Below are 12,231 nucleotides of genomic sequence, written 5' to 3' on the forward strand. Positions count from 1 at the left end.
ATTGCCATGCCCGCGCCGCGGCCATACTCTATGAGGATGCTCATGCGTAACGCCACATGGATAAAGATGCTGCTGCTCGTGTGCGCCCTGGGCCTCTTCGCCGGCTGCGCCACAACGCCCGGCGCCGCGCACCACGGCAACGCCGACAAGGCCGCGGAACTGACCGCCAAGGCCAAGGCAGCGCAGGAAGCGGGGAACCTGCAGGAAGCGATGATGCTCTTCGAGCAGGCGCTGGCTCTGGATCCGCGCAACACCGATGCGTACATCGGCGTGGGCGATGTCAACCAGGTCAGCGGCGACTACGCCAAGGCGGCGACGCAGTACGAAAAAGCACGCGCGATCGCGCCCGAGAACTTCGACGCCAATTACAAGCTCGCCCTGATGTATCACCTGCTCAATCGCCTCCGCGAGGCGATCAGCACGTACCTCTCCGCCTTGTCGATCGATCCGTCGAACTTCGACGCCAACCTCAACCTCGCCACCGCGTACCTCCAGGTCAATCAGCCCCAGCTCGGTCTGCCCTACGCTCAGCGCGCCGTGGAGTTGAATCCCGATTCCGTGCCGGCGCTGGTGAACCTCGGGTCGATCTACTCCGCGCTGGACGATCACGAATCGGCACTGAAGGCGTACGAAAGCGCCATGCAGCACGAAGATGTGTCCACGCCCGTCGCCATCAACTATGTCAACGCCCTGCTCAAGACCGATCACGCCGACAAGGCCGTCCAAGTCCTCCGTAAGATCGTCGCCAAGGACCCCAAGGGCGAATACTTCGAACGCCTCGGCTACGCGCTGTACAAGACCAACGACTACGCCGGCAGCGCCGAAGCGTACGAACAGGCCCTGGCCAAAAACGAAAACGACACTTCCGCGCTCAACGGCCTGGGCGTCAACTTGATGACGACCTACATCCAGAACGATCGCAAGCAGATCACCCTGCGCAACCGGGCCGTCGACATGTGGCGCAAATCCATCCGCCTCAGCCCCGACCAGCCCCGCATCCTCGACCTCATCAGCCGCTACAGCCGGTTGTAACCTCCCGAACGAATCCGCCCGCCCTCCGTTTAGCGACGCCGCTCGCGGCATGCTTCCCCTCCGTCTTTCGTCATTCGCATTTCGCGTTTACTATTGCCTCATGCCTAACCCCAAACTCCTCGAATGTTTCGACAACCCCCAGCCCACCCGCGATTACATCATCGAGCACATCGCGGAGGAGTTCACCAGCGTCTGTCCCAAGACCGGTCACCCCGACTTCGGCTCCGTCACGCTCCGCTACTGCCCCCGCAAGCGCTGCGTCGAGCTCAAAGCCCTCAAACTCTACTACCAGTCCTTCCGCAATGAAGGCATCTTCTACGAAGCCGTGACAAACCGTATCTGCGACGACCTCGTCGCCCTGATGAAACCCCGCTGGCTCGTCCTCGAAACCCACTGGCGCGGCCGCGGCGGCATCCGATCCATCATCACCGCTGCGCACGGCGATCCGCCCAAGTAGTCGCCCCTCACTTATGCAGTAGCGCCTTCATCTTCTCCCGCAATTCCTTCGAGCCCGGGTCGTCCGCGAGGTTGTTCCACTCGTTGGGGTCCATTTCGTAATCGTACAGCTCCGCGCCTTTGTCGCCGTCGTCGCCCCATTCGGTGTAGCGGTAGCGCTCCGTGCGGACGCTGCGGCCGTCGTTCTTGCCGTGCCTGACCTGCGTGTACGCCGGGTGATCCCACGCCGCCGCGGGGTCCGCCAGCAATGGCCGCAGACTCACGCCCTCGATCGCCGCCGGCGCCTTCAGGCCGCACAAATCCGCCACCGTCGGATAAACATCGAGCAGTTCGACCGCGCGCCCGCTCTTGGAGCCGTTGCCCTTCATCCCCGGCGCGACGATGATCATCGGCACTTTCGCCGACATCTCAAAAAGCTGCTGTTTCTCCCATTCGCTGCCGTGCTCGCCGAGCATCCATCCGTGATCGGACACGAAGACGATGACGGTGCTATCCGCCAGCCCCAGTTCGTCCACCGCCTCGATGACCCGCCCGAGCTGCGCATCCATGAACGAAACCGCTGACATATACGCTCGCTTGAACGTCCGAAGCTTGTCCGCATCGATCTTCGTGAACGTCTCCCGCCGGAAGAACGCCGCGGGCGGAATCTTCTTCAAATGCTCCTCCGGCTCCACCGGCAACTTCACCGAATCCATCGGGTAATTGTCCAGATATCCCTTGGGAATCACATCCGGCACATGCGGACGGTAGAACCCGCAGGCGATAAAAAACGGCCCGTCCTTGTGCTCGCGCAGCAGCTTGATCGTCTCGTCCGCCACCTTGCCGTCCGTCTGAAGCGTGTCCGCGCCGTCGTCGGCGCGCCACGACAGGGCCGCCCCGAGGTTGTCGGCCCGCTCGCCCTTCTTGGGCGGCTTCGCGCCGGGCATGTAGTTGATGATTTCGTTCTCGTCCTCGATATCCTTGCCCGCCGGATTGATCCGCACGTTCCACGACTGCGGATCATCCCCCGCCCCGTTCGTCCCGATCTCGCGCGGCACACCGTAGTGGTAAATCTTCCCCACACGCGCCGAGAAGTAGCCGCTCTCCTTGAAGAGCTGCGCCATCGTCACGCAGTCCGGGTGCAGCTCGCGCAGGTTCGGCCCGTTGGTGATGATCCGCGTCGTATCCGGCCGCTGCCCCGCCATGAAACTCGCCCGGCTCGGGTTGCACAAGGGATACTGACAATACGCATGTTCAAACAGCACACCCCGGGCCGCCAGCTTGTCGATCTGCGGCGACTTGAACTCGCCGCCGTAACTGCCGAGACGACAACTCAGATCGTCGGACATGATCAATAGCACATTGAGCTTCTTCGCCTCCGCCCGCGCGACGCTGCCCGCACAAACCACCAGCGCCGCCGCCAGAACAATGACTCGCATCATGGATGACCTCCGATGCTGACTTCAACTCACCCGATTCAAAACTTATTGCGGGCGCCTTCCTCACCCTTCAAGAGCGAGCCGTCGGATGATGCTCACCTCGGCGTCACTACAATATTCCGATACGCGACCGGGCCCTCCGCGCCTTGCAACATCAACGGGCCCGTCGGATGTTCCTCGCCTGTCAGGTTGCTGGGCGTCGGCTCGGCGACCGTAACATTCTCCTGCACGACCTGGCCGTCGATCGAGATCCGCATGAAGCGTGCCTCAGCGATCTTCTTCCCGGCCGCATCGAAGCGCGGGGCGGCGAAGTCGATCACATAATGATGCCACGCGCCGGCTTTGAGGGGCACGAGCGTGCGCGGCGGCGACACGCCGACGATCGCCCCGCTGTCCATGTTCGTCGGGGCGTCCGCCTTCGCCGCCGGGTCGTCGAGCACCTGCACTTCGTATTCGCCCATGACGAAAATCCCGCTGTTGGACTCGGCGGGGATCATGACGTCCAGTTCGATCACGGCGTCGCCGAACGATTGCTCGGTCACGATGTTCGCCCCGACGATGCCGGGCGAGACGAGGTCGCTCCCGCCCGGCGCGGCGACAAGCTTCTTCGGGTCGGCGGGGTCGAGCGATGCGGCGCCGACGGTCCAGTGATTGCGTTTGACGTGCCCGGCGAAGCGCCAGCCGGTGGTATCGCGGCCGTTGAAGGGCATGATCGGCGGTCTGGCCGGGGCGGGGGGCGATCCGCCGGAGCAGCCCGTGAAGAATATGCACGCCGCGAGCGTGAGGGTTCGTATCATGCGGCCATTGTAACCGCCCGCTATAATTGCTGACGATTTCCCGCCAATTCGCCCACAATGGAAGGTCAACATGCGTTCACGCCTCCCCTGCTTCGCCGGCTGCATCGCGCTTGCCCTCGTCTCCGTGTCGCAGGCGTCCGATCATTTCCTGACGCTCGGCGGGGGTTACGCCCCGCGCGGCAATCAGGTCTCGCTCGAACGCAACGTCATCTACTTCCAGCACGTACTCGAGGGCTTCGGCCTCGCCAAGGCGCCGCACACCATCATGTTCGCCGACGGCGACGATCCCGCGCGCGATCTACAGCTTTCCGATCCCAATCAGGCCGCGCCCCCAATCAATCTCATGCTCGCCGACATCCTCGGCTCCACCGAAGGCATGGACCACCAATACCGCTCGCACGACATCCCCGATTGTCATCAGGCCTGCCGCATCGAAAACATCGACCGCTACTTCGATGACGAGGCGTCCAAACTCAAAGACGGCGACCGTTTCTTCCTCTACTTCACGGGCCACGGCGGCGGCAGCCGCGACAAGGGCCAGCAGAACACCATCATGCACCTGTGGGGCGGGCAGGCGCTGACGGAGCGCGAGTTGACGCAGCGCCTCGACAAGGTTCCCGCCGACGTGCCCGTCGTCCTGGTCATGGTGCAGTGCTTCTCCGGCGGATTCGCCAACGTGATTTTCAACGAGGGCGATCCGGCCAAGGGACTTTCCGACCGCAATCGCGTCGGGTTCTTCGCGACCGTGTACGACCGCTACGCGGCCGGCTGCACGTCGGACGTCAACGAGGCGAATTATCAGGAGTATTCGAGCTATTTCTGGGCGGCGCTGTCGGGCGTGAATCGCATGGGTCAGAAGGTCGACAAGCCCGACTACAACCATGACGGGCATGTGAGCTTCGACGAAGCGCACGCCTACGCCCTGCTGACCTCCAACAGCATCGACGTGTCGGTGAAAACCTCCGATGCGCTGATCCGCCAGTATTCGCGCACGAGCAACAAGGACAAGGACAAGCCCGTCGACGACCTGTTCACCGCCGAGACAAGCTACAGCCGCCTGCTCGCCGTCGCGTCGCCGTGCGAACACGCGGTGCTCGAAGGGCTCAGCAAACAGCTCAAGCTCAATGGCGAGGATCGGGCCAAGGACGCCAAGCGCATGGAGACCGAGATCGGCGCGGAGCGGACCGGCTACGAATCGCGCCAGAGCAACATGCGCAAGCAGTACGACCGGCTGCGCGAGCCGATCGCCCGCATGCTGCGCGACCGCTGGCCGGAGCTTTCCAATCCGTGGCACCCGCAGGTCTGCTTCATCGTGCATGACGAAACCGAAAAAATCATCGACGCCATCGAGAAGCATCCCAACTACGACAAGATGCAGAAGCTCGCGGACCAGATGAACGATCTGGACGACCGCAGCGACGAACTGGAGCGCAAGCAGGTCAAGCTCATGCGATTCCGCTACGCCTGCGAGTCGGTCGCGCTGGCGCACAACCTCGACAAGATCGCGACGCCGCAGATCGTCGAGCATTATCACAAGTTGCTCGCCGCCGAGGCCTGCACGCTCGAATGCGCCGCTCCCGCGCCCGCGTCCGCCGAACCCGTTCGCGCCAAGTCGGCCAAGCCCGCCGGCCGGCCGTGATGATTCGATCCTGAAGAAGGAGGCCCGACATGACACGTCGATGGTCGATGCTTTTTGTTTTGGTGTTCGCCGCGCTGGTGATGGGCGAGGACAAGGCGACGCTCCCGCCGCCGCTGACGCAGTACATGGGCCGCACCATTGCGCAGACGATGCACTGGGAGGGCGCGGCCTGGTTGACGCGCGGCGAGCGGGCGCAGGAGGAGAACACCGACCTGATGCTCAGGATGCTCAAGCTCCAGCCGGGCCAAACGGTCTGCGACCTGGGTTGCGGCAACGGGTATCACACGCTGCGCATGGCCGCCGCCGTCGGGCCGACTGGGCGCGTCTTCGGCGAGGACATTCAGCCCGAGATGCTCACGATGCTCAACGACCGCGCCGACGCCGCCAAGATCGCCAACGTCACGCCCATCCTCGGCACGCTCATGGACCCGCGCCTGCCTGATGGTTCGTGCGACATGATCCTCCTCGTCGATGTCTACCACGAAATCTCGTATCCGCAGCAGATGCTCGCCGCGATACGCAAGGCGCTCAAACCCACCGGCCGCGTCGTCCTTGTCGAGTTCCGTGCGGAGGATCCGAAAGTCCCCATCAAGCCGCTGCACAAGATGTCCAAGGCGCAGGTCGACAAGGAATTGACCGCCAACGGATTCAAGCTCGCCGAGTCCTTCGACGACCTCCCCTGGCAACACATGCTCTTTTACGAACGCGACGACGCACCCGCCAAAGACAAATAATCGCGCACTCCCCCGTTTAGCGACGCCGCTCGCGGCGTGCTTTCCATTCCGTTTCAGGTAACACGTCGCACGCCCATCGCATCGAAAGATGATCATGCCCGACTTCGACTATGACATGTTCGTCATCGGCGCCGGCAGCGGCGGCGTGCGCGCCGCACGCATGTCCGCTCAGTTCGGCGCGCGCGTCGCCATCGCCGAGGAGCGATATTTGGGCGGCACGTGCGTGAACGTCGGCTGCGTGCCCAAAAAACTCTTCGTCTACGCCTCGCACATCAGCGAGGAAATGCGCGACGCCAAGGGCTTGGGCTGGTCCCTCCCGCCCGCGACGTTCGATTGGCCGACGCTCATCGCCAACAAAAACACCGAGATCGACCGGCTCAACGGCGTCTACGACAAGCTGCTCAAGGACCGCAACGTCGAAGTTCTCCACGGGCGCGCCCGGCTGATCGATCCGCACGCCGTTGCGATCAACGACCGCACCCTCACCGCGCGCTACATCCTGATCGCCGCCGGCTCCCGGCCCCACGTGCCCGACATCCCCGGCTGCGAGCTGGGCATCACGTCCGACGAGGCGTTCTTCCTAAAGACGCTGCCCAAGCGCGTGCTCATCATCGGCGGGGGCTACATTGCCGTGGAATTCGCCGGGATTTTTCATGGATTGGGTGCACACGTGACGCAGACCTATCGCGGCCCGCTGTTCCTGCGCGGGTTCGATGATGATGTGCGGCAAGCGCTTGCCGAGGCGATGGCCGCACGCGGGATCGACCTGCGGCTCGATCGGAATGTGACGCGCCTCGAAAAATCCAATGATGCGATCATCGTCACGCTCACCGATGGCTCGACCGTCGAAACGGACTGCGTCCTGTTCGCCACCGGGCGCGAGCCGTATACGCGCGATCTGGGCCTCGAGGCGGCGGGCGTCGAAGCGGACCCGCGCGGGGCAATTCGCGTCGATGCGCATTCCAAGACGAACATCGACAGCGTGTATGCGGTCGGCGATGTGACGAATCGGATGAACCTGACGCCGGTCGCGCTGGCGGAAGGCATGGCGGTGGCCAAGACGCTCTTCGGTAATCAGCCCACGGCCATGCACTATCACAACATTCCCACGGCCGTGTTCAGTCAGCCGCCGATCGCGACCGTCGGGCTGACCGAAAAGCACGCCCGGCAGGCGTATGACGATGTCAACGTCTACCGCTCGAGCTTTTATCCGCTCAAGTCCGCGCTCGCCGGCCGGCGGGAAAAGACGCTGATGAAAATCATCGTCGATGCGGCGACGGATCGCGTATTGGGCGTGCACATCATGGGCCCCGACGCGGCGGAGATGATTCAGGGCGTCGCCATCGCCCTCCAGTGCGGCGCGACCAAGTCGCAGTTCGACGCCACGATCGGCGTGCATCCCACCTCGGCGGAGGAATTGGTCACGATGCGGACACGGGCGGACTAAAGTCCGCCCGCCTCAGGCGATTTCGCTGGTGATCATGTCGGCCGCGGGAGCGACGACGATGTTCTTGAGCGGTTTGTCGGCGAGGGCGCGCGTCACGTTGTCCGCCTCCTCGTTGTACTTGCCGCGGCGCTGAAGCAGCTTGTAGTAGAGCCCCGCGTCCGGCGGATTGACCTTCCAGCGCGGGTTACCTTCCTTGTCATAATCGATTTCGCCCGTGTAGACGACCCGGCCCAGTTCGTCCTTGACGACTTCCTTTTTGCCGTTGATCTCCATCGTCTGCGGCACGTACCGCACGCCGCAGCGGCAAAGCGCCTCGTCGAGCGCGATCTCGCGCGCCGCATCGGGCATTGTCGCCCATGCCTCCATCATGATCACGATCTTGAAGTCGTTGCCCGTCGAAAGCTTCTCGGTCTGCGTGCATTTTTTCGTCTGCGTCACGACGATGTGATTGTCGCGCACGCTCTTGCCGTCGGAGCAGAGGACCCACACGCCGGCCATCGCCAGATGCACGTGATGCTCCTCCTTGAGTTCATTCACCTGCCTGCGGATTTCCTCGGGGGCCTGCCAGATGCTCGCCATGTTTTTTCACCTCGTAGGGGCCACGGTGGACAAACGACCGAGCATACCCAAGCGGCGCGGCAAAGTCGATGATGTGCACGGGATGGGGAAAAGTTGTCGGAAGTTCCCACCTCTCCCTACGGGAGAGGTCGGCCCGAAGGCCGGGTGAGGGTGCGTTCAATCACTGACTGCTTCCGATTTCGAGCGCACCCTACTCCGTGGCCACCCTCACCCCAGCCCTCTCCCGGAGGGAGAGGGGGGCGGACAATATTCAGGACTCGGTCAATTCGTAGAACCCTTTGCCCGTGGCGCGGAGTTTGCCTTGACGGGCGAGTTCGATCCAGACTTCCGGCGGAAACTGGTCGGGGGGGATGATGCTTGAAATCTCCGACGCCTTGCCGCCGGTGAGCGGGCGGACGGTGAGCTGCGATTCATCGTCGAGCTTGGTGAGCTTGAGCCGGCGGCGGAAAGCTTTCATCGCCGACTTGAGTGTGGCGTCATCGATCTGCGGGCCCGAATCGGTCGCCGCTTCCGGGGGCGAAGGCGGAGCGGCCAGTTCGTCGATCAGGGCGGCGAACACGTTGACGTCCCGCCGGGCGATCACATTGGCGACGTGATTGGCGTTAAGCTTGGTCTTCTTCAGCTCGTTGAACGCCGACTTCCACTGCGCCGATGCACGGCGGGGATCATCGAACGTGCGCATCTCCGCCAGCAGTCCGCGCAATTTGCCCGCGATTTCGTTGAGGTCAGCCATGATTCACTTCCCCGGCACGGTCAGTTCGTTCACGAGCCGCGCTAATTCTTCGATATTCTTTTTCTGCAAAAGGATTTTGACGCGCAGCGGATTGGCCGACGTCTTGGCGAGCGCCTCTTCGACGCGCTTCCACAGCGTCGCCGCCTTCTTTTCCGACTCGCACAGGTACAGATCGCTGACGATTTCGCTCAGGCGTGTCAGGACGATCGTGTCCTGATGCTCGTAGTAGCGATTGATGATCTTCTTCTGATGGGCGGAATAGTCCTGACCTTTGGCCATGCGCTGTCTGCTCCTGTCGTGGCTCACATGATAGGCGGAATCAACTGATAACAGAACACCGCCGAGGCAGTCACGACGTTGAGCGAATCGGTCCCGCGTTGCATGGGGATCACCACGCGCTGTTGACACAGCGCCAGCACCTCCGTGCTGATGCCGTCCACTTCATGGCCCAGCACGAGGCCGAGCCGATCGGGCGACGTCGGGCGGGTCGTCAGTTGTAGCGGCTGATCGCCGTCGAGCGTGGCGGCGATGAGCGTCATGCCCCATTGTCCGCGCAGCCGGGCGAGGTCGGCGGCGATGTCGCCGCTCCGCAGGATCGGCAGGTCAAACACCGCGCCCATCGACACGCGCACGCTCCGCCGATAGAACGGATCGCAGCATGTCGGCCCGAGCAACAGACCCGTCACACCCATCGCCGCCGCCACGCGCACGATCGCCCCGAGATTCGCCTGCTCCGTGAGCCGGGGCGCGATGAGCAGCGTCATCGGCTCGCCGGCCTGCTGCATGAACTCATCAAGCGCCGGCATCTTCGGCCGGCACGCGACGGCGAGGACGCCCGTGTGAATGGCGAACCCCGCGAGCTGCGTCATGGCCTCCGCCGGCAGCACATACAGCGGCACGTCGGCGGGGACGCGCTGCGCCATCGCCTCACACCGGGCGTCATCGCACAGGACGGACACGGTCGTGAACGCACTGGCGAGCAGGCGCTCGACGAGGCGTTTGCTTTCAACGATGAACAGGCCCGATGACTCGGCGAGCCGGCGGTCCTTGAGCGAAGCGTACGGCTCGAGGCGCGGGTCATGGATGTCGCGAAGTTCGATGAGCGGCATGGGAACAGATTAGCCGATTCAAAACGGCGCCGGGGACTCGAAGCTCATGTCGCGATCGGTGGCGGGATGACGGAAGGCGAGCATCGAAGCGTGCAGTGCGAGGCGCGGGGACAGGGCCTGCACCGCCGGCCGGGCGTACAACGGGTCGCCGAGGATCGGGTGACCGATCGACATGAGGTGCACGCGCAATTGATGCGAGCGGCCGGTGCGCGGTTCGAGCTGCAAGCGCGTGCGATCGGCGAAGCGCTCCAACACATGCCAGTCCGTCACGGCGGGTTTGCCGGCGACGCGATCGACGCAATGGCGCGGCGGGTGATCGAAATCCTTGCGGAGGGGCAGATCGATCCGCCCCGCTTCGCCCTCGACCGCCCCGGCGACGAGCGCGGCGTAGAGCTTGCCGACGAGCCGGTCGTGGAACTGCCGACTGAGGAATCGGTGCGTATCGGCGTCGAGGGCCAGGACGATGAGGCCGGATGTGTCGCGGTCGAGACGGTGCACGATCCGCGCCGCGGCGTACTGATGTTGAAGCCGATGCAGAAGGCAATCGAGCTTGTCGGGGCCGAGGCCCGGCTGCGTGAGGAGCCCGCTGGGCTTGTCCGCCACGACGAGCTGCGCATCGTGATACACGATCGGAATCGGCGGCAGTTCAGTGGGATTGGAGATAGGCGATGATGTCGAGTGATTCATAGAGCCAGCTCACGGACCCGTCCGGTGACGCGATGCGCAGGCACGGCACCTGACCTTTGCCTCCGCCCTGCACCAGATCATAGTAATGCGCCCGGTCGGCGTTGATGTTCCGCAACTCGATCACGCGGCCCATGTCCTCCAGCGCCTCCAGCACGCGGATGCAATACGGACACGTCGGCTTGTAGTAAAGCGCCAGTGCGGGCGAATTCACATCGGACGGATTCATGGCCAACTCAATAATGCGGGGGCGGCGGCTCATCTTCGGGTCGCGGCGTCTGGGCGGGCGAATCGATCTGGCGGCGAAGCTTGTGCAACTGCTGTTCGATGAGCTCGAGCCGCGCCTGCTGCTCGATGACGATGGCGTTGAGCGCGTCGAGCGTGTGCTCCACGTAGGCGATTTTCGATTCGAGTTCGACAAGCCGTTGATGCATGAGGCCCATTGTAGGCGGGCGAGGCCCCGGCCATGCCCGCGCGGGTTTGTGCGGATATGGAACACGATTCACCGGGGCCTGGGTCCAATATGGGGCGCGCCGGCGACGGATCGCCCCGTTGAATCAACTTTTAATTATCATATTTTGGCCCGCATTTGACGGGTATATCGCGATTTACTGTTTTTTCCCAGATTCGCGCCTCGCTGGCACGGGCATTGTTTTGGTGATTTTCGAGATTCGTGAACATGGGAGTGTTCACGGGACGGGAGCCCGCAACGGGCCTCGTCGAAAAAAGCACGAGCGCCGGATGGTCCGGTCAAAAACACAAGCGTTGGTCTGGTCGGCTGGAGGGCCGCTCTAGGGTATCGCTGCAGAAAAGAAAGGGAGATCCCATGATCTCGATCCGCAAGTCCTCCATCGTCCGTAACGTCCTCGCTCTCACCCTCACCGCCGCGATGTTCGCCTTCGCCGCCTCGTCCGCACGAGCCGACATCCGCACCTACCAGATCGGCACCGGCTCCAACGTCGACACCAGCGCCTCCTCCGCCGGCCTGACCGTCAGCACCAGTCTCTTCAACATTGCCGGGCACACCTTCAACCTCGACGACGGTCAGTACCACAGCTTCAACTTCTTCAGCATCTGGACCGACGAAGGTCAGGTCAACGGCTCCGACACCACGCCCCAGGACATCATCGCCACCCTCGACTTCGACCTGCCCGTCAATCAGGATGTCAACGTCACCGGCGAAACCGTCGGCGTCATCAGCGGCAGCTACCAGTACGGCAGTCTCTCGTGGGACGCCCCGGTCATCATCGACGCCCTCGGCGTCAAGTTCGAAGTCCGTCTCTACGACGTGACCTTCAACTGGGGACGGCACGGCCTCAACGATTCCTGGTGCTACGGCGCCGACGTGAAGGCCAAGGTCAAGCAGCTTGATTCGTGGACCCCCAACGTCACGCCCGTCCCCACCCCCGCCGCCCTGCCCGCCGGACTGGCGCTGATGAGTCTCGGCGTCCTGCGTCGCCGCCGCAGCAACGGATGATGGATTTGACAAACTACTGATCCCCCCGCCCCCGATGATGCACTCCATCATCGGGGGTCTTTCATTTTGCGCGCCGCGCCGCCCCATCATGCACCTGAAAACCCCCTCCCGTGAAGGGAGGGGTTG

General features: G+C 63.4%; 15 protein-coding genes. 6 read left to right on the plus strand and 9 right to left on the minus strand.

Annotated elements, in window-relative coordinates; all coding sequences use genetic code 11:
• Positions 1–6: 6 nt before the first annotated feature.
• Together GC162_06505 and queF are read left to right on the plus strand one after the other, a co-directional pair.
• A complete protein-coding gene (locus GC162_06505; GenBank protein MBI1368288.1) occupies positions 7–1,032 on the plus strand; it encodes a tetratricopeptide repeat protein in 1,026 nt (341 codons plus the stop codon).
• Between the two features lie 100 nt (positions 1,033–1,132).
• Positions 1,133–1,489, plus strand: coding sequence for an NADPH-dependent 7-cyano-7-deazaguanine reductase QueF (queF, locus tag GC162_06510; protein MBI1368289.1), 357 nt, complete (start codon positions 1,133–1,135; stop codon positions 1,487–1,489).
• A gap of 7 nt (positions 1,490–1,496) precedes the next feature.
• Here queF and GC162_06515 read toward each other — a convergent pair whose 3' ends face one another.
• Both GC162_06515 and GC162_06520 read right to left on the minus strand, forming a co-directional pair.
• On the minus strand, positions 1,497–2,909 hold the full coding sequence (locus GC162_06515; GenBank protein MBI1368290.1) for a sulfatase-like hydrolase/transferase: 1,413 nt from the start codon (positions 2,907–2,909) through the stop codon (positions 1,497–1,499).
• Between the two features lie 92 nt (positions 2,910–3,001).
• The gene (locus GC162_06520; protein ID MBI1368291.1) at positions 3,002–3,808 is read right to left on the minus strand and encodes a DUF1080 domain-containing protein; all 807 of its coding nucleotides are present in this window, start codon (positions 3,806–3,808) and stop codon (positions 3,002–3,004) included.
• Between GC162_06520 and GC162_06525 the strand changes: the two genes are divergently transcribed.
• The 3 genes from GC162_06525 to gor all read left to right on the plus strand — a co-directional run bounded on the left by GC162_06525 (position 3,774) and on the right by gor (position 7,523).
• Positions 3,774–5,342 carry a hypothetical protein gene (locus tag GC162_06525; GenBank protein MBI1368292.1) on the plus strand — a complete coding sequence of 523 codons (1,569 nt, stop codon included), beginning with the start codon at positions 3,774–3,776 and terminating at the stop codon, positions 5,340–5,342. The genes GC162_06520 and GC162_06525 overlap by 35 nt on opposite strands.
• Positions 5,343–5,389: 47 nt before the next feature.
• A complete protein-coding gene (locus GC162_06530; GenBank protein ID MBI1368293.1) occupies positions 5,390–6,076 on the plus strand; it encodes a methyltransferase domain-containing protein in 687 nt (228 codons plus the stop codon).
• Positions 6,077–6,170: 94 nt separating this feature from the next.
• Complete coding sequence (gene gor, locus GC162_06535; GenBank protein ID MBI1368294.1) at positions 6,171–7,523, plus strand: glutathione-disulfide reductase; 1,353 nt, start codon at positions 6,171–6,173, stop codon at positions 7,521–7,523.
• Between the two features lie 12 nt (positions 7,524–7,535).
• On the opposite strand, the gene GC162_06540 is transcribed toward gor, so the two are convergent.
• From GC162_06540 to GC162_06570, 7 genes are all read right to left on the minus strand, one after another.
• Complete coding sequence (locus GC162_06540) at positions 7,536–8,102, minus strand: hypothetical protein (GenBank protein ID MBI1368295.1); 567 nt, start codon at positions 8,100–8,102, stop codon at positions 7,536–7,538.
• Positions 8,103–8,352: 250 nt separating this feature from the next.
• Positions 8,353–8,646 carry a hypothetical protein gene (locus GC162_06545; protein ID MBI1368296.1) on the minus strand — a complete coding sequence of 98 codons (294 nt, stop codon included), beginning with the start codon at positions 8,644–8,646 and terminating at the stop codon, positions 8,353–8,355.
• Positions 8,647–8,838: 192 nt separating this feature from the next.
• Entirely contained in the window at positions 8,839–9,114 is a 276-nt protein-coding gene (locus tag GC162_06550) for a hypothetical protein (protein MBI1368297.1), read from the minus strand.
• A 23-nt stretch (positions 9,115–9,137) separates the two neighbouring features.
• Positions 9,138–9,944 carry an rRNA methyltransferase gene (locus tag GC162_06555; protein ID MBI1368298.1) on the minus strand — a complete coding sequence of 269 codons (807 nt, stop codon included), beginning with the start codon at positions 9,942–9,944 and terminating at the stop codon, positions 9,138–9,140.
• An 18-nt stretch (positions 9,945–9,962) separates the two neighbouring features.
• A complete protein-coding gene (locus GC162_06560) occupies positions 9,963–10,631 on the minus strand; it encodes an RluA family pseudouridine synthase (protein MBI1368299.1) in 669 nt (222 codons plus the stop codon).
• Complete coding sequence (locus GC162_06565) at positions 10,591–10,857, minus strand: glutaredoxin (GenBank protein ID MBI1368300.1); 267 nt, start codon at positions 10,855–10,857, stop codon at positions 10,591–10,593. The genes GC162_06560 and GC162_06565 overlap by 41 nt, the downstream gene beginning before the upstream one ends.
• Positions 10,858–10,864: 7 nt before the next feature.
• Positions 10,865–11,071, minus strand: a complete 207-nt coding sequence (locus GC162_06570) for a hypothetical protein (GenBank protein ID MBI1368301.1) — start codon at positions 11,069–11,071, stop codon at positions 10,865–10,867.
• Positions 11,072–11,454: 383 nt separating this feature from the next.
• Between GC162_06570 and GC162_06575 the strand changes: the two genes are divergently transcribed.
• The gene (locus GC162_06575) at positions 11,455–12,105 is read left to right on the plus strand and encodes a hypothetical protein (GenBank protein ID MBI1368302.1); all 651 of its coding nucleotides are present in this window, start codon (positions 11,455–11,457) and stop codon (positions 12,103–12,105) included.
• The last annotated feature ends 126 nt before the right edge of the window (positions 12,106–12,231 follow it).

This window comes from Planctomycetota bacterium (genome assembly GCA_016125255.1).
GTDB lineage: Bacteria > Planctomycetota > Phycisphaerae > Phycisphaerales > Zrk34 > RI-421.

What these genes read in the sequence shown, in the direction of transcription:
- GC162_06565 (MBI1368300.1), bottom strand. Translation starts at nt 10,857, where the DNA reads ATGAATCCGTCCGATGTGAATTCGCCCGCACTGGCGCTTTACTACAAG.
- GC162_06560 (MBI1368299.1), bottom strand. Translation starts at nt 10,631, where the DNA reads ATGAATCACTCGACATCATCGCCTATCTCCAATCCCACTGAACTGCCG.
- GC162_06530 (MBI1368293.1), top strand. Translation starts at nt 5,390, where the DNA reads ATGCTTTTTGTTTTGGTGTTCGCCGCGCTGGTGATGGGCGAGGACAAG.
- GC162_06525 (MBI1368292.1), top strand. Translation starts at nt 3,774, where the DNA reads ATGCGTTCACGCCTCCCCTGCTTCGCCGGCTGCATCGCGCTTGCCCTC.
- GC162_06505 (MBI1368288.1), top strand. Translation starts at nt 7, where the DNA reads ATGCCCGCGCCGCGGCCATACTCTATGAGGATGCTCATGCGTAACGCC.
- GC162_06520 (MBI1368291.1), bottom strand. Translation starts at nt 3,808, where the DNA reads ATGCAGCCGGCGAAGCAGGGGAGGCGTGAACGCATGTTGACCTTCCAT.
- GC162_06555 (MBI1368298.1), bottom strand. Translation starts at nt 9,944, where the DNA reads ATGCCGCTCATCGAACTTCGCGACATCCATGACCCGCGCCTCGAGCCG.
- GC162_06570 (MBI1368301.1), bottom strand. Translation starts at nt 11,071, where the DNA reads ATGGGCCTCATGCATCAACGGCTTGTCGAACTCGAATCGAAAATCGCC.
- GC162_06540 (MBI1368295.1), bottom strand. Translation starts at nt 8,102, where the DNA reads ATGGCGAGCATCTGGCAGGCCCCCGAGGAAATCCGCAGGCAGGTGAAT.
- queF (MBI1368289.1), top strand. Translation starts at nt 1,133, where the DNA reads ATGCCTAACCCCAAACTCCTCGAATGTTTCGACAACCCCCAGCCCACC.
- GC162_06550 (MBI1368297.1), bottom strand. Translation starts at nt 9,114, where the DNA reads ATGGCCAAAGGTCAGGACTATTCCGCCCATCAGAAGAAGATCATCAAT.
- GC162_06515 (MBI1368290.1), bottom strand. Translation starts at nt 2,909, where the DNA reads ATGATGCGAGTCATTGTTCTGGCGGCGGCGCTGGTGGTTTGTGCGGGC.
- gor (MBI1368294.1), top strand. Translation starts at nt 6,171, where the DNA reads ATGCCCGACTTCGACTATGACATGTTCGTCATCGGCGCCGGCAGCGGC.
- GC162_06575 (MBI1368302.1), top strand. Translation starts at nt 11,455, where the DNA reads ATGATCTCGATCCGCAAGTCCTCCATCGTCCGTAACGTCCTCGCTCTC.